The 15,407-nt window shown below is 61.9% G+C and carries 11 protein-coding genes and 1 tRNA gene; 5 read left to right on the forward strand and 7 right to left on the reverse strand.

Annotation, left to right across the window (positions count from 1 at the left end; genetic code table 11):
• Positions 1 to 108: 108 nt before the first annotated feature.
• Positions 109 to 199 (reverse strand) — tRNA-Ser (locus HMPREF2757_RS03715).
• 57 nt (positions 200 to 256) lie between these two features.
• On the reverse strand, positions 257 to 838 hold the full coding sequence (locus HMPREF2757_RS03720) for a nucleoside deaminase (RefSeq protein WP_370919379.1): 582 nt from the start codon (positions 836 to 838) through the stop codon (positions 257 to 259).
• 85 nt (positions 839 to 923) lie between these two features.
• Here HMPREF2757_RS03720 and upp point away from each other — a divergent pair, with 85 nt between their 5' ends.
• The 3 genes from upp to HMPREF2757_RS03740 all read left to right on the forward strand — a co-directional run bounded on the left by upp (position 924) and on the right by HMPREF2757_RS03740 (position 3,722).
• Positions 924 to 1,559 (forward strand): uracil phosphoribosyltransferase, encoded by a 636-nt coding sequence (upp, locus tag HMPREF2757_RS03725; RefSeq protein ID WP_070573515.1) that lies wholly within the window; start codon positions 924 to 926, stop codon positions 1,557 to 1,559.
• A gap of 407 nt (positions 1,560 to 1,966) precedes the next feature.
• Positions 1,967 to 2,659, forward strand: a complete 693-nt coding sequence (locus HMPREF2757_RS03735) for a winged helix-turn-helix domain-containing protein (RefSeq protein WP_226829381.1) — start codon at positions 1,967 to 1,969, stop codon at positions 2,657 to 2,659.
• Between the two features lie 139 nt (positions 2,660 to 2,798).
• Positions 2,799 to 3,722, forward strand: a complete 924-nt coding sequence (locus HMPREF2757_RS03740; protein ID WP_070573521.1) for an endonuclease/exonuclease/phosphatase family protein — start codon at positions 2,799 to 2,801, stop codon at positions 3,720 to 3,722.
• Between the two features lie 11 nt (positions 3,723 to 3,733).
• On the opposite strand, the gene HMPREF2757_RS03745 is transcribed toward HMPREF2757_RS03740, so the two are convergent.
• The 3 genes from HMPREF2757_RS03745 to HMPREF2757_RS03755 all read right to left on the reverse strand — a co-directional run bounded on the left by HMPREF2757_RS03745 (position 3,734) and on the right by HMPREF2757_RS03755 (position 7,910).
• Entirely contained in the window at positions 3,734 to 4,918 is a 1,185-nt protein-coding gene (locus HMPREF2757_RS03745) for a MarP family serine protease (RefSeq protein ID WP_083304084.1), read from the reverse strand.
• Complete coding sequence (locus tag HMPREF2757_RS03750; protein ID WP_070573523.1) at positions 4,915 to 6,237, reverse strand: PrsW family intramembrane metalloprotease; 1,323 nt, start codon at positions 6,235 to 6,237, stop codon at positions 4,915 to 4,917. The genes HMPREF2757_RS03745 and HMPREF2757_RS03750 overlap by 4 nt, the downstream gene beginning before the upstream one ends.
• Positions 6,238 to 6,422: 185 nt before the next feature.
• Positions 6,423 to 7,910: a malate:quinone oxidoreductase gene (locus HMPREF2757_RS03755; protein WP_070573525.1), complete on the reverse strand. Its 1,488-nt coding sequence runs from the start codon at positions 7,908 to 7,910 to the stop codon at positions 6,423 to 6,425.
• 197 nt (positions 7,911 to 8,107) lie between these two features.
• Between HMPREF2757_RS03755 and HMPREF2757_RS03760 the strand changes: the two genes are divergently transcribed.
• On the forward strand, positions 8,108 to 9,562 hold the full coding sequence (locus HMPREF2757_RS03760; RefSeq protein ID WP_141750159.1) for a hypothetical protein: 1,455 nt from the start codon (positions 8,108 to 8,110) through the stop codon (positions 9,560 to 9,562).
• Positions 9,563 to 9,695: 133 nt separating this feature from the next.
• Here the strand turns inward: HMPREF2757_RS03760 and HMPREF2757_RS03765 are convergent, their stop codons facing one another.
• Complete coding sequence (locus tag HMPREF2757_RS03765; RefSeq protein WP_070573529.1) at positions 9,696 to 11,732, reverse strand: acetoacetate--CoA ligase; 2,037 nt, start codon at positions 11,730 to 11,732, stop codon at positions 9,696 to 9,698.
• A gap of 171 nt (positions 11,733 to 11,903) precedes the next feature.
• Between HMPREF2757_RS03765 and HMPREF2757_RS03770 the strand changes: the two genes are divergently transcribed.
• The gene (locus HMPREF2757_RS03770) at positions 11,904 to 14,837 is read left to right on the forward strand and encodes an ExeM/NucH family extracellular endonuclease (protein WP_070573531.1); all 2,934 of its coding nucleotides are present in this window, start codon (positions 11,904 to 11,906) and stop codon (positions 14,835 to 14,837) included.
• Positions 14,838 to 15,099: 262 nt separating this feature from the next.
• On the opposite strand, the gene HMPREF2757_RS03775 is transcribed toward HMPREF2757_RS03770, so the two are convergent.
• A complete protein-coding gene (locus HMPREF2757_RS03775; protein ID WP_070573533.1) occupies positions 15,100 to 15,375 on the reverse strand; it encodes a hypothetical protein in 276 nt (91 codons plus the stop codon).
• Positions 15,376 to 15,407 lie beyond the last annotated feature (32 nt).

A 15,407-nucleotide genomic window follows, 5' to 3' on the forward strand; every position in this document is an offset into this window, starting at 1 on the left:
CCCGGAAAAGACACACTTTTCTTTACTTAACCCCCGCTGTGCCTCGGGAACATGCCTGCGTCCTCAGAACATGAAAAAGCTCCGAGGCAAGAACCCCGGAGCTTCATCTGGCGGTAGCGGTGGGATTTGAACCCACGGTAGGGGGTTGCCCTACACAACATTTCGAGTGTTGCACCTTCGGCCGCTCGGACACGCTACCGCGGATAACTCTACGGCCTCAGCCGCCACGGCACAAACCGAAGTACTGTCATTCTGGTCACTCCGGTCTGTCGCGCAGCCGCAGATCAGCGAAAAAATCATCCAGCACAGCCCGACATTCATCGGCCCGCACACCGGGATACACCTGGGGAATCGGGTGAGCCGCGCGGTCCCGCGGGAGGTCCCACACGGATCCCACCGCGCCGGTTTTGGGTTCGTGCACACCGAAGACGATCGTGCCTACGCGGGCGTTCATTGCCGCTCCGGCGCACATGGCACACGGTTCAACCGTGACGACGAGGACCGCCCCGTCCAGCCGCCACGTGCCCAGAGTCTGCCCGGCTTGGCGCAGAGCGAGGATTTCGGCGTGGGCGGTCGGATCGGCATCGGCTTCGCGCCGGTTGCAGGCAGCTCCGACCACTTTCCCGTCGACAATGACAACAGCGCCGATCGGCACATCGGATTCGGGGCACTGGTGCGCCTGCTCAAGCGCTACACCCATCCATTCCGCGTGCTGTTCGCGGACTGCCAGCACCATGTCAGCCCACTGCTTTTCCGCCGGCGGCGCCAATGGCTGCACTACCGCAGTCAGGCCCGCGCTCAGGAGCACTACCACCGCCCCCGTGGGCTTTGGGCGCACACATTGAAGTCATGCGTCTATTGTCTCTGCCCGCACCGCGCACACAAAGCAGGACTGCAGCCGCGGTCGGCGCTAGGCTTAAACCATGAAGCTCCACGTGGCGGACCACCCGCTCATTGCCCACAAGCTCACCGTTCTGCGTGACGAGCGCACTGACTCAGCTCGCTTCCGCCAGCTGACCGACGAACTCGTCACACTGCTTGCCTACGAGGCCACGCGCAATGTTCGCGTGCAGCTCAAGCAGATCAACACCCCGGTGTGTGCAACCACCGGCATCCAGATCGCCCAGCCGCGCCCGCTGGTAGTGCCTATCCTGCGCGCCGGCCTCGGCATGCTCGAAGGCATGACCCGCATGCTGCCGACCGCCGAAGTCGGCTTCCTCGGCATGGTCCGCGATGACGACACCCTCGAAGTCGAGGCCTACGCTCAGCGCCTGCCGGTCGACCTCGAAGACCGCCAGGTGTTCGTCATCGACCCCATGTTGGCCACCGGCCACACTCTGGAAATGGCCATTGATTTCCTGCTGGAGCGCGGTGTTTCGCACATCTCTGCCGTCTGCCTTGTGGCCGCCCCGGAGGGCGTCGACTACATCACGCAGCGCTTCGGAACACGGGCTGACATCGATGTGTTCACTGCGGCTCTCGATGAAGGGCTCGACGAAAACAACTACATCGTTCCCGGCCTTGGCGATGCCGGCGACCGCATGTACGGAACAGCCTGACCACTCACCTGAGTCCCGCGGGACTGCAGCTCAACAGCACGAGGCGCCTGGCACCTCGTGCTGTTCTTCTTCTGTCATCTTGACTCCCCTGAATACGGGCAAAACCGCTTATCGAGTCACAAAAACACCTTTTGTTGCGTCATATGTCGTCACAAACGTCCCAAAAGCTGATTTCGGCTTGGTTTTCAGTCAAGCCGTGACAAATAATGACGTCATGTTCTTCCTGCAGCGAATGCCGATGCTCTGCGTTCGCGACCTCACGTGCTGACACGGTCGCGAACGAGTTCTTCAGCAGCATCCACACAGTCCCATCGCTAAGAGAAGAGAAAACCATGGCGCAGCCCGCATCTGCACCCCAGAACATCCACCCCCGCAGCGCAGCAGCAACCCGCAGGCGAGGAGCCCGATTGACCCCGGTAGACCCGCAGTCCGCCCCTCGCACATACGGCCCCGCCGGAGTGCAGGCTCAGCCTGGTTCAGCCCGCGGAATCATCCTCTACATAGGTCTGAGCGAAGAAGAGGCTGCCGCCTCCGGCACCAACCTCACGGAAATCGCCGAGTCGCTGCGGGACTACACGCAGGAACTCGCCCCGTCGTCAGAAACCCAGGCGATCATCGCACTGGCGCCTTCCGGCCCCGAACGCGACCTCGAAGCAGTGCGCGCAGTTGCGACCGGGTCCCCCGCCGCCCGCGGTGCTGCCGCCCGCACGCACGGTCCCGTCCGCTCCCGCATTCCCAGCCGAATTCAGCCGCCCCAGCCCGCCGAAGTCCAGAAGCCCACACCTGGCCTCAAGGTCGACCTTCCGCGGCGCGAAGTGCACATCGACGGCAGGCTGGAAACCGTGACGGTCAAAGAGTTCGACCTTCTGGCAACGCTCGTCAGCAGCGAAGGCCGCACCCTGTCGCGCACCGAGCTTGTGGACAAAGTGTGGGGCGATGACGCTGACCGCCCTGACGAACGCACTGTCGATGTCCACGTGCGCAGGCTCCGCAAGCGCTTGGGTGCCTACTCTTCTGTTGTGCGCACCATCCGCGGCCAGGGATACCGCTTCGATACGCACCCTGATGTCGAAGTCTGGAGAGCATCAGCTCTGCGCTGATCCGCTGGCGCTGCGCTGACGCAATCGGTGTGGGCCCGCGATCCGGTGGATAGAGGAGCAGCCCCGTCCAGCGGATATAGGCGTGCGCTGAGGGACGCCCCAGAAAGCGGTCAGGTTGGACTCGTAGACTGAAGCCCTGATGTCTCGCACGAAGAACCCAGCCAAGGGCGTTATCGTAGCCCTCCTCGGCGCGCTGTTGGCCGCGCTTCTGCTCATCCACGAACTGATTCCGACTACCAACGGCATTGCCCTCGTTGTCGAATCGACGCTGCCCTGGACGTGGGTGCTGCTTGTTCTGCTTCTGCTTTTCGCGTTCATCCGCTTGTCGCCGCTGTCGATCATCGGCGTTCTCATTCCAGCTCTGGTGTGGGGCGTGATGTTCGGCCCCTATCTCAAACCGGCTTCAGATGACCGCAATGCGGACCTTATTGTCGCCACGCACAATGTCGGTGCGCGTCTGCCGCAGCCGACTGCCACGGCGCGCTCCATCATCGACCAGAATCCGGATGTCGTTGTCGTCCAAGAGATCGAATCCCTGTCGGGCAAGATCATCAAAAAGGAACTCGACAAGTCGTTCGAGTACACCCAGGTTGCCGACACGGTCGGCGTGTGGTCGCGCTGGCCGCTGTCGAAGAAGCGGAACATCGACCTTGGTCTGCAGTGGCCGCGGGCTTTCGAAACCACGGTGCAAAGCGATCATGGCGATGTCACGCTCTACGCGGTGCACGTTCCGTCGGTGCGTCCCGGGGTGGAAACTCTGCGCAATTCTGCGCTGCAGAAACTTTCGTCCGCCGTTAAGCAGGAAGACTCCGAACACCTGATTGTGGCTGGCGACTTCAACGCGGTGCAGACTGACCGCTATTTCAAAGACCTCGACGATCAGCTGCTTGACAGCCGCAAGGCCGTCGGCGGCGGCTTCGGCTTCACGTGGCCGGCAAGGTTCCCCGCGGTGCGGCTGGATCACATCATGGTCCGTGGGCTCGATCCGGTCTACGACACCGTCATGGACCGCGGAACCTCCGACCACCGTGCCGTCATCGCAGGGCTGAACTTGACCAAGTAGCGGCTGGCACGTCAGTTCTTGGCGGTGCACTTGCCCGTGGGCACAAGCCCGCGCGTGCCCTCTGCCGCCTTGAGCGTCGGCATGATCTCCTTGAGCGTGAGCGCATAGCCGGTGGAATCGTCATTCTGCGATTTCGCGAAGACCATTCCCGACACTCGACCGTCGGCAGCGATAAGCGGACCTCCGGAATTGCCCGGGCGGACATCCGCGCGCAGCGAATACACCTGGCGGACGGCTTTGTTCTGCCCGTAGATGTCTTTGCCTTCAGCAGTGATCCTTTCGCGGACCCTCGAAGGTGAAATCGTGTACGGGCCGTGTTCCGGGAAGCCGACGACTACGGAGTCAGCCCCTACCTCAAGATCTTTCCCGCGCTGCATAGCCGGGGTTTTGAGACTGGGCACGTAGAGAACAGCGACGTCTGTCTTGGGGTTGAAGCCCACGACCTGCGCGGGAAGAGCCTGCCCCTTACCGGTGACCTGCACTGATATCTGCTGCGCCGCGGCGACAACGTGCGCGTTGGTGGCCACATAGTGGTCGGCATACACCCAACCGGTGCCTTCTGAGGCCGAATTGCACGCCGGTGCTTGAGCGTTGACCTTCACAACCGATTCGGAAGCTTCTTTGCCGACTTCCACCATTTCCGGGTTCGGCGGCCCGACTTCGCGAATCTGCTCTTTCTGCCCGCTGAAGACATCGGGAAACCCGTTGAAGCGAAGGGCGTCGCCCAAAGCACCGAGCGCCTGCGAAGACGGCACGGGTGCCGCTCGGTCAAGTGCTCGCACAATGTTCGACTCTGCAGCCCACTGGTTTGGTTCGATGAGTGAAGTGGTGCGCACCCACCCTGCGGTGACCCACACCAGCAGGCAGAAGATAACAAGGCCGCTGATGGCACCGCCAATGGAGTCAACGAGTTTGCCCGAAACCGAGCGCATTCGCTCTCGCAGCCCCCGACCCAGCGAAGCTCCGATGGTCGCGCCGATCAGACCCAGCACAAAGGGTACGGCGAAAACGCCTGTCGGGCCGATCGCTTCGACGAGTTCGGCAGCGTCGACTGCTTTGAGTCCGGCGAGTGCACCTCGACCGGCGAGCAGTCCGGCCGTGAACCCGAGCAGCGCACCGACGGTGGGGCTGAGACCGCGGATCCACCCCGTTGCCATTGACGACAGCGCAATGATCGCCAGCACTAGGTCAATCATCTGAATCCACCGTGGTAGTGAGGCTGGTAGCTGCGCACGCTGTTCATGCTGTTGATCAGCTGTGTGCGCTGCGTGGTGAAGGCGGTGAGAAGCTTCATTTCGCGTTCTCGTTCCACCTGACCGCCTGCGTGGACATTGATGCGCTGGCGGGCATTTGCCAGGTCGATCGTGGTGCGGACCATCTTCTTGAAAGTGGCTGACGCACCGGGGTATCCGGCGGCCCAGCGTTTGGCCTGTCTGCGCCCTCGCCACGACCCGAAGGTGTCGACTTCAGCAGGTGTCAACCATCCCGCCGCCCGGTATTCGTCGAGCATCGCGCGGTCTTTGCGCACTTCGAGCCAGCGCAGAACGAAGGCCAGGCTGTACCAGATGACGGTGTTGACCAGCGCCAGCGCAACAATGACGAGCAGCGCGAAGACTCCCAGCCCGGAGACGATCCCGGCCATGAAGTTCCAGAGGGCATGCAGGAAGGTTCCCACGGACCAGCCCAGCGGCCATGCCAGAACGGCGGCCCACCACTTCCAGCGGGAGGCCGCGAAGCCGATGGCAATACCTGCCACGGCGGTGAAGAGCGAATGGCTGAGCGGGGACACAATTCCGCGCAGGACAAAGGTGATGGCCAGACCGGCGAACTGTCCTTCGTCAAAGGAAGCCGAAAGATACTGCAGGTTTTCGGTGAAGGCGAAGCCCGCTCCGACGAGCGAACCGTAGATGAAGCCGTCAAGCGGGCCGGTGAAATGACGGCGTGCCGCAATGGCGAAAACCGCGAGGAAAATGCCCTTGGCACCCTCTTCGATGGGCGGAGCGCCCAGGACTGGATACAGAAGCTCGTACAGACCCATGGAGTTGTCAAAGCCGATGAGCACAGATGAAACCGAGAATCCCACCAGCTGCACCACGAGGGTGAAGAGGATCGCCATGACAGCTCCCCACAGCAGAGGCAGCACCAGCCAGACAGGATTTCGCCTCTTCCAGCGATTGAACCACAGAACAACCAGGAAGATGAACGCCATGGGCACCAGCGACAGCAGGACTATGAGGACGCCCAGGCCGTTGAAGGTCAGCGACTGCAGCAGAATGATGATCAGAAGTCCGAAGCCCAACAGCCCTACGGCGAGTGACCCCAGAATAATGCGGACCAGCTCTCCGGTTGAGCCGTCCGGGCGCGAAACCGTCGGGTAGGCAATCCCGGACGCACCGGCCAACTGCCCCGATGGTGCCTGCCTGACGGGCCCCGCGGGACGGGCGTACCACGTGGGGCGGACAGGACCGCCGTGCGGGTAGTGCTGGCCGTAGTTGCTGTTGTAGTGCTGCGTCATAGTCGCCGTTCGTATGGTCTTGCCGAGCGTTTCGCATACATAATTCCACACCCCGATGTCACAGCGGACGTCCTACGCTGTGAAACCGTGACGACAGCTGCTGGTAGATGCTGAAGCCCCCGCTTTTTCCGCGGGGGCTTCGGCGTGCAGGGCTTCGGACTGCGCGGGCTTCAGGCTGTCGTGAGTCAGTCGACCGCGATCTGCAGAGTCCGGTTGGTGTACTCGGAGAGTTCGTCCAGCAGGGTTTCGTCTTCGTGCAGCTTGCGGCCGAAGGACGGAACCATCTTCTCAAGCTTGGGCTTCCAGCCTTCGAACTGGCGTGGGAAGCAGCGTTCGAACAGTTTGATCATGATTGACGGGGCGGTCGATGCTCCGGGCGAAGCACCCAGCAGTGCGGCGACCGAACCGTCTGCCGAGGAAACGGTCTCCGTGCCGAAGCCGAGCATGCCCTTGCCCTGGGCGTCCTTCTTCATGACCTGAACGCGCTGGCCGGCGTGGATCAGTTCCCACTGGCTCGGGTCGACTTCCGGGGTGAATTCGCCGAGAGCTTCGAAGCGGTCCTTTTTCGTGGACGCCAACTGGCTCATGAGGTAGGTCACGAGGTCGAAGTTGTCCTTGGCCACGTTGAGCATGACCGGGAGGTTGCCTGCCCGAACCGAGAACGGCAGGTCGAGGAACGAACCGGTCTTGAGGAACTTCGGTGAGAATCCGGCGTAGGGGCCGAACATCAGGTATTCCTTGCCGGAGATCACACGGGTGTCCAGGTGCGGAACCGACATGGGCGGGGCACCGGTTGCTGCCTGGCCATACACCTTGGCGTGGTGGCGGGCCACCAGTTCGGGGTTCGAGCTGCGCAGGAACAGACCGGAGATGGGGAAACCGCCGTAGCCGTTGGCCTCTGGGATCCCGGTTTTCTGCAGCAGCGGAAGCGCGTGGCCGCCCGCGCCGATGAACACGAACTTGGCATCGACGTCGAACGATTCGGCCGCTGCCGTGTTCTTCACCGACACCCGCCAGCCGTTTCCGCCGCGGTTGAGGTCGGTGACTTCGTGGCCAGTGCGAACCTCAACGCCGTTGTCGGCGAGATTTGCCAGCAGCTGGCGGGTGAGCGAACCGAAGTCCACGTCAGTTCCGCTGGTCACGCGCGACAGGCCGTTGATCTGTCCCGGACCGCGGTTTTCGAACATGAGGGGCAGCCATTCAGCCTGCGTGGCCGGGTCGTCGGTGAACTCCATGTCCTTGAACAGGGGATTTTTGACCATGGCTTCGCGGCGAGCGCGAATGTAGTCGCGGCCGGACTCACCGCGGCCGTAGGACACGTGCGGAACCTGGTTGATGAAGGTGCTGGGCTCACCGACAATGCCTTCGTCGACAAGGTAGCTCCAGAACTGGCGTGAGACCTGGAACTGTTCGTTGATGTTGACGGCCTTCGTGATGTCAATGCTGCCGTTCTTGTCAGCCGGCGAATAGTTGAGCTCACACAGGGCGGAGTGGCCGGTGCCCGCGTTGTTCCAGGCGTCAGAGCTTTCGCGAGCAACGTAGTCAATGCGCTCGTAGACGCGGATTGTCCAGTCGGGCTGAAGTTCGTGCAGCAGGGTGCCGAGCGTCGCGCTCATGATGCCCCCGCCGATCAGGACGACGTCAGCGTTTTCCTTGATACTCAAAGTCAGCATCCCCGTTCAGCTGTTCGATAGATAGTCGACTCAAACTCTACTCCTGTGCACACCGTGCTGATTCCCAGGGTCAGGGACACAAGCGGGTTAAAACATCCCGGCGACTTGTGCGCTCACGCCTGTGGAAGAAGCCGTCGCTTTCCACAGCCTTTGCCGACCGTAGAGATCATGCCAGCACCGCCTGTCTGATGGGGGCTATGAACAGACTATTGACAGCGCTGAAGACAAGCGCACTCATTATTCTCAGCGCCATAATGGCGCTCGCGCTCATGGGGCCGGCGGCCGCGAACGATGACTTCCACGGCCCGGGGCTGTGGCACAAAGAGGGGGCGCACAGAACCTTCTACGGCGCCTACCTCACTATCGACGGAAAGCCCTCCTACTGTCTGGATGCGGGACTGCCGTCCCCGCGGCCACACCACTTCAAGGGCGCTGAGCCGACATCGGTGCGAACTCCGCAGACGGCATGGCTGCTTGCCGAATACGCTGAGTCGAAGAACAGCAGCAGGCAGGCCGCCCTATCGGCAATCGTAAAGCTCGACACAGCACTGCCCCACCGACACAGCATGAAGGTCCGCGCGCCTAAAGAGCTCGGCAAGAAGTTCGCGAAGGCGGCGGACATGTTCACCCAGATGCGCAAAGACGCTGCAGACTACGCTGGCCCGTACACACTGACCCTGGAACCTGAACACCGCGACGGAAAGGTGTTCACAACCCCGGTTCTCGCCTCGGCCGCGGGCAAACAGCTGGACTGGCCCGTCGATGTTGTCGTGACCGGCGCGGCCACAAGCCTGCGCAAGCAGGTCCGGTCAGGCACAGAAGTGTCAGTCCCAGCAGCACCCGGGGCTGTGGTCTCGATCGAAGCCACGGCTTCAGGACTGCCGAGCACCGATGTTCTGGTCTACACACCCACTGACGGCAAGCGAGTTCAGAACGTAACAACCGGTGCTCCCGCAGAAGTCACTGCCAAGGCAACGGCCAACACGCAGCTGCCGTTTGCACCACAAGCCAAAACCAGGGCTGACATCGCTGCCGATGGAAGCACGACTGACACGATCACCATCAGCGGGGCACCGCCGAACTCGACGCTGTCGGTGATCGCGCGGGCCTATCATTCGAAATCTGAACCCGTCCAGAAGGCCGAAGCGCAGGGAACGCTGGTCGGCGAACAGGAGCTCACCGCGCGCATCGACGGCGACGGAAGGGCTCAGCTGACAACCGAACCGATGACAAGCCGACCAGGCTGGACCACGTGGACCGTCGAAATCCGTGAAAGCGAAAAGTCAGACGGTTGGGTATCCGACTGGGGCATCCCGGAAGAAACCGTCTATTGGGAACAACCGCAGGACCCGACTGCCCCGCCGGAAAAGCCCACGCCGTCAGGAGAGCCGACACCGTCTGACTTACCAGCACCGGAAGAAACTCCGACGCCTGCGGAAACTCCATCGGTCCCACCGCAGCAGCCAACGCCGGAACCTATACCTGAGTCCACACCGGAAGCCGGAGGCGAGGGAACGCCCACACCACAGCAGCCGAAGCAAACTGAAGCGCTCCCCCGCACTGGTGCGGACTGGCGGGTTGGTGCCGGAATGGGACTGGTCCTGCTGGGAATCGGCGCGGCAGCGCTGGGCTTCACCCGAAAACGAGGCTGACTGCTCAGCGCGTTCAACCCGGACGCACCGCAGTCTTGGGTGAACAGCACGAGGGGTGGACAGCATCAGCTGTCCCCCCCCGGGGCCTAATGTCAGTACCAAATCTCAAGAGCCGAACCTCAAGTGTCGAACATCAGCCCTTGCTGTCTGTTTCCTGGTCAGCCGCCCCCTCGGCAAAGCGGCTGGCAAAGTTGAGATACCAGTCGAGGATCTCGCTGTCGGCAGCAGTTGAGCGATTGACAACATCCGGCGACTGTCCCTGGAAGACCTTCTTCAGCGGCACCTCGAGAAGTTTGCCGGTGCGTGTCATGGGAACACCCGGTGCGGCAATGATTTCGTCGGGCACGTGCCTCGGAGACACCTCGGAGCGGATCGTCTGCACAATCTGGGAGCGCAGCTGCTCATCGAGCTCCACACCCGGAACGGTGACAACAAACAGCGGAAGATAGTAATCGCCATCGCCCAGTTCAGCGCCGATCACCATGGACGCCTGCACGCCCTCGACCCGGTTGACCGCGTTGGTGATGTCCGAAGAGCCCATGCGGATGCCGCCTCGGTTGATGGTCGAATCCGAACGCCCGTGGATCACCCAGCGGTCGTCAGCCGAGCGCGTCACCCAGTCGCCGTGACGCCATACGCCGGGGTACACATCGAAATACGCATCTCTGTACCGGCTGCCGTCGGGGTCGTTCCAGAACTTCACCGGCATCGACGGCATCGGCTTGGTCACCACGAACTCAGCCAGTTCGTCTACAACCGAATTGCCGTGCGCGTCAAAGGCATCGGCTGCGACACCCAGGTACGGTCCCTGCAGCTGGCCCAGCACCACCGGGTTCAGCGGGTTCGATCCGATGAAGGCGGTGCAGATATCAGTTCCACCAGAATCTGAACCCACGCGAATGTTCGGTGCCACGAACTCGTACGTCCACTTCCACGTTGAACCGGGCAGCGGCGAACCCGTCGAGAGGATTGTTCGAAGCGACGACAGATCGTACTCGGCCCTTGGCTTGGCCCCGGCTTTCTCCATCATCTGAAGGATCGCTGCACCGGTGGCGAAATGGTTGGCTTTCTCGCGGCTGACGATCTCGAAATGGCGGGAGGCCGAACCTGCCACGGGGGAACCGTCATAGACGACGATGCCCACACCCGCACCGAGGGAATTGACCAGTATGTTCCACATGATCCACGTGGGCGAAACCGCCGTGTAGGCCAAGAGCCCCGGCTTGAGTTCGCTGTGCAGAACAGTTTTTGCCGCCTCCAGGACAATGCCCCCGTGGCCGTGCACAATGCCCTTCGGCTTGCCGGTTGTGCCAGACGAAAAGACAACCCACAGCGGGTGCGAGAACTCCACCCGGGTGAACTCCGGTTTCTGCGGCGCGGCGACGATGTCGGAGAAGACGACGCTTGGCACTCTCAGGTCGACCGGATCAGCAGCGGGAAGCCGATCACCAAGATTGTCGACCAGCACGTGGGTCTGAACACTGGGCATCTGCTCCAGGAGCGAAGCGGCGGATGGGCGCAGATCAATCTGCTTGCCGTTGAACCTGTAGCCGTCCGCGGTCAGCAGAACCTTAGGCTCAAGCTGAACGAACCGGTCCAACACTCCCGCCGAACCGAACTCAGCACCGACAACCGACCAGATCGCGCCAACGGATGCGCTGGCCAACAGGCCGACGACAGCTTGGGGAATGTTCGGGAGCACGGCACAGACAACGTCGCCTTCACCCACCCCGGATGAGCGCAGCCACTGAGCAAGCGCGCCCACCTGCCCCGCAAGCTCCGCCCAACTCAAGGCACGCCTGTCCAGATCCTCGTCCAGGCCGATGAGTGCTTCGTCATCCGGCATGTGGTCAGCCCAGCGCAGCATGTTTTCGGCGTAGTTGATCTGTGCTCCCGCATACCAGCGCGCATGCGGCATAGATCCCACAACGGCGGGGCTGTCTGCGCGATCGCCTATGACGTCGAAGAATTCCCACACCGCATCCCAGAAGTCGCCCAGATTTTCAACCGACCAGGCGTGCAGCGAAGCGAAGTCTCCTACCGGCACGCCTCGTGTCTCAGCCAGCCACTCCTGAAATTCCCGCATTTTCGATGCTGCGACCCGCTCTGGTGAGGGTGTCCACAGAACGTCACCGGTCTGAGCTTGTTCAAAGTTCTCCGCGAGTGCCATAGCTTTCCTTTCTGCCGCGCTTCATGGCGACAGTCTACGAAAAGTGACGCAGGTCTCATCTGCTTTCCTTGGCAGAGTTCACCTTGTCGTTGCCTGTTTGAGCTTCGCGCGCTCTAGTCTGATCTGGACAGTGCGCATCCCTGTGCGCCCACGCCGCTTGTTAGGACTCACATGAAGCGTCAAGCTCTGCTCGCCGGCGCCGCTGCCGTCGGACTCGCCTGCGGTTCCGCAGTGCCCGTTTCGGCCGCACCGACCGATGCTCACATCTCGGAAATCTCCTACCCGTCGAACGATGCCGACTTCGTTGAGATCGCCGCCCCGGCTGGCACCGACTTGTCCGGTTGGACAGTCGGCTCGGTCACCCGAGGTGGGGCGCTCAACAGCGACGAATCGATTGTCACCCTGCCGAAGGGCACTGTTGTCGGTGAGTCTGGCGTTCATGTTGTCGAACTGCCGCTGACGAACTCCGTCAACACTGGCGCAGCAGCCGATGGCGCTTATGGCGCTTCTGTTTTCGTGGTCAGCGCCGAAGGCAAGCTGATTGACTTCAAGCAGATCGGCGGTGTTGTCGGCGGCACGGGCGTCACGGCTTCCAAGAGCAGCAAACTGCCGGCGGCGGTGCGCGGCCAGCAGGCAGAACCAACAGGAGCAAAGGCATCCGGCAGGGACCAGTCGATTCAGCTGAAGTGCTCATCGTGGGAATCCGGCACCCCCACCCCGGGGTCTGCTCCCGATTCCAGCACGTGCGATTCACCAGACAGCCCCGAACCGACTGAAACCAGTTCGCCCGACCCAACAGACCCCTCGGACCCGGAGAATCCGGCCAACCTCCTGCCGATCAACACCATCCAGGGCAATGGTGAGAAGAGCCCGTATGCGGGCAAGACCGTCACCACGACCGGTGTCGTCACAGCTGCGTACCCGACCGGCGGGCTGGGCGGCTATTACATTCAGACCGAGGGCACCGGCGGCGACAACCACGACTTCGCAAAGGGCTCACACGGCGTCTTCGTCTATTCAAAAGACACCGTGGGCCAGGTCAAGACCGGCGACAACGTCGAAGTGACCGGCAGCGTCAGCGAGTACTACGGACAGACGCAGATCACTGTCGACGACAAGGGACTGAAGAAGCTCGATGCTGCGGCTGCTGCTCCGAAGCCGTACGAAGGCGCATTCCCCGAAGACCCTGCCGAACGCGAAGCCCTTGAGGGCATGCTCGTACAGCCCAGCGGCGACATCACGGTGACGGACAACTACTCCACTAACGTCTACGGTGAAATCGGCCTGGCCAACGGAACTGACACTCTGCGCCAGCCCACGGATGTGGCACGGCCCGGCTCAGAAGAAGCTCAGCGGATCGATGCTGAGAACAAGCGGAAGGCCTACACCCTTGATGACGGCGGCACCGCGGACTTCTTCAAGACCGCCAAAGACACTCCGCTGCCGTACCTGAGCAACGACAAACCGGTTCGGGTTGGTGCGAAAGTCACATTCACCAAGCCCACCGTGGTCGGCTACAGCCACGACAAGTACCGCCTGCAGCCCACGGGGTTCCTGCCGGACAACGATGAACTGACCCCCGCCTCGTTTGAAAACACCCGTACAGGTGTTCCCGATGTCAGCGGTGACATGACGCTGGCAAGCTTCAACGTGCTCAACTACTTCCCCACGACCGGCGACACAGAACCCGGCTGCCGGGCATACACCGACCGTGAAGGCAACCCCGTCGGCGCCAACCGCTGCAAGCCGCGGGGTGCTTACAACCAGGAGAATTTTGAACGCCAGCAGACGAAGATCGTCGCTGCGATAAACAAACTCGATGCATCTGTGGTTGCGCTGGAAGAGGTTGAAAGCTCCGACAAGTTCGGCAAGGAGCGCGACTGGGCGCTGTCGCAGCTGGTCAAGGCGCTGAATGCCGCGGCAGGCGAGGACCGTTGGGCGTTTGTCCCCTCCCCGCAGACGATTCCTGAGACCGGTGACGATGTCATCCGCACTGCTTTCATCTATCAGAGGGCCGAAGCCAAGCCCGTCGGCGATTCGGCAATCCTGGACAGTCCGGCGTTCCACAACGCTCGCGCTCCCCTGGCGCAGAAGTTCCAGGCCGTCGGCGTCGATAATCCGGAGGCTTCAGAGTTCATTGCGGTTATGAACCACTTCAAGTCCAAGGGGTCCGGCAAGGGTCCGGGCAATGAGGACACCGGTGATGGTCAGGGCAACTCGAATGCTGACCGCGTGGCGCAGGCTAAGGCCGTTGATGCTTTTGCGGAGGAACAGAAGAAGTCCATGGGCACCAAGCGCGTGTTCATTCTGGGTGATCTGAACTCCTACACGAAAGAAGACCCCATGCAGGTCTTCTACGATGCCGGGTACACCGAGGTGGGCGATCACTTCGGCGCCACGCCCACCTACCTTTTCGGTGGGCTGACCGGCAGCTTGGACCACGTGCTCGCCTCGAAAGAAGCGATGGGGACGACAACACGGGCTCGGTCGGCTGTCCCGGCTGCACCGGCGGGTGCTGTGACTGGTGCGGCCACGTGGAACATCAACTCGGTTGAGTCAATTGCGCTGGAATACAGCCGCCACAACTACAACGTGACCAACCTGTACCAGCCGGATGAGTTCCGCTCCTCGGACCACGATCCGCTCATTGTGGGCATCAGCACAGGTGAAACGCCGGCTGACGAACCCAGCCGGGAACCATCGGAAGAGCCCAGCGAACAGCCTTCTGAGGACCCCAACAGGGAACCCTCAGAAGAACCGAACGAACAGCCTTCTGAGGACCCCAGCCAGGAACCCTCAGAAGACTCCAGTGATAAACCGACTGCAGGCGGATCGGGTGCGCCTTCCGAGGCGCCCGCTGATGACAGCACCGATTCGTCACCTGTCGCTGAGGCTGAGGACAACGATGATGCCGCGGGTTCAGGTGGTTCCGATTCGCAGGCTCCCGCTGCCGGAAACACGGGCAAACCTTCTTCCGGGGGTCCGGGATCGGCAATGCCGCGGACTGGCACGGAACTCACCGCGCTTGGTGTTGGTCTGGCGCTGCTGGCGGCCGGAGCAGCAACTGTGCTGATCAGCCGTAGGCGGTCACAGGCACAGCGCTGACCATCGGGTCACTGCCCGAACTTCGGCGGGATGTACTGCTCTTCCAGGGGGATCTTCCGCCCGGTGGGAGTTTCGACGATGTGCTTGTGAAGGCTCCCGGACCATCCACCTGACGACGCCAGCCCCGCTCATCACGTTCTTAGTCGCAAGGCAGGCACCGGCTTTCGGGATGAACTCTACGTATTCAGACATATTCTCTCCCTTTGTCCTCACTCAAAGGGGCTTGCCGTTTGAGCTTGCGGTGTGAGGGTCGACTGTTTGGTCAGTGGGGCAGTTGTGTGATGCCGTGGCGCTGGTAGACGGTGTGGAATTGTGCGCCGATCTGTTCGGAGTCGGTTCCTGTTCTTGCAAAGAGGATGGTGCCGTCTGTTGCGGCGAAGCTGAGCAGATCGGTTCCTTCGAGGTTGAGCTGTTCGGGTTCCAGTGGCAGCCATACTGCGTGTCCGACCGGGGTGTCCCAGGGGTCTTGCGGGTTGGTGAAGGCTGTGTGTGCGCTGGTGAGCACGACAGTGGCTACGGGTCCGAAGGCGTAGACCATGAAGTGCCCCGGGTTTTGTTCCTAGGCGTTTG

The sequence above is a fragment of the Brevibacterium sp. HMSC063G07 genome (genome assembly GCF_001810665.1).
Classification (GTDB): Bacteria; Actinomycetota; Actinomycetes; order Actinomycetales; family Brevibacteriaceae; genus Brevibacterium.

What these genes read in the sequence shown, in the direction of transcription:
- upp (WP_070573515.1), top strand. Translation starts at nt 924, where the DNA reads ATGAAGCTCCACGTGGCGGACCACCCGCTCATTGCCCACAAGCTCACC.
- HMPREF2757_RS03740 (WP_070573521.1), top strand. Translation starts at nt 2,799, where the DNA reads ATGTCTCGCACGAAGAACCCAGCCAAGGGCGTTATCGTAGCCCTCCTC.
- HMPREF2757_RS03745 (WP_083304084.1), bottom strand. Translation starts at nt 4,918, where the DNA reads ATGATTGACCTAGTGCTGGCGATCATTGCGCTGTCGTCAATGGCAACG.
- HMPREF2757_RS03750 (WP_070573523.1), bottom strand. Translation starts at nt 6,237, where the DNA reads ATGACGCAGCACTACAACAGCAACTACGGCCAGCACTACCCGCACGGC.
- HMPREF2757_RS03755 (WP_070573525.1), bottom strand. Translation starts at nt 7,910, where the DNA reads ATGCTGACTTTGAGTATCAAGGAAAACGCTGACGTCGTCCTGATCGGC.
- HMPREF2757_RS03760 (WP_141750159.1), top strand. Translation starts at nt 8,108, where the DNA reads ATGAACAGACTATTGACAGCGCTGAAGACAAGCGCACTCATTATTCTC.
- HMPREF2757_RS03765 (WP_070573529.1), bottom strand. Translation starts at nt 11,732, where the DNA reads ATGGCACTCGCGGAGAACTTTGAACAAGCTCAGACCGGTGACGTTCTG.
- HMPREF2757_RS03770 (WP_070573531.1), top strand. Translation starts at nt 11,904, where the DNA reads ATGAAGCGTCAAGCTCTGCTCGCCGGCGCCGCTGCCGTCGGACTCGCC.
- HMPREF2757_RS03775 (WP_070573533.1), bottom strand. Translation starts at nt 15,375, where the DNA reads ATGGTCTACGCCTTCGGACCCGTAGCCACTGTCGTGCTCACCAGCGCA.